Annotated in this window: 1 protein-coding gene; it reads left to right on the top strand. The window is 70.4% G+C overall.

The window, feature by feature from the left end; translation table 11 throughout:
* The coding region (locus tag EN852_RS41525; RefSeq protein ID WP_210238336.1) for a hypothetical protein at window positions 1-226 on the top strand (226 nt) is incomplete at its 5' end.
* Window positions 227-294: the final 68 nt, after the last annotated feature.

The raw sequence follows: 294 nt of genomic DNA on the forward strand, positions 1-294 counted from the left end.
ACACTGGCATCAGGCCCGCGAAGAAATCGAGCGCGAGGTCAAGGGCGGGGACAAGGGGCTGGGCGAACAGCCGGGCGCCGCGTTGCCCGGCGCGGTGACGATACCGGCCGGCCAACCGGACCCGTTGGCGGCCGAGGCGCTGGCGCGTAAGGCGATGGGCAACCGGCCTGAAGGGCCGCCCGCCGACGATCCGGCGCCGACGAAGGGCAGCCGCCGCAAAGGCTGAGGCCGGTCACATTCAATGTCGAACAGCTGTGGACGAGACTTTTCTCGCCAGGCGAACCCGCGGACGGA

It is taken from the genome of Mesorhizobium sp. M2E.F.Ca.ET.209.01.1.1, from assembly GCF_004010375.2.
Taxonomy (GTDB): domain Bacteria; phylum Pseudomonadota; class Alphaproteobacteria; order Rhizobiales; family Rhizobiaceae; genus Mesorhizobium.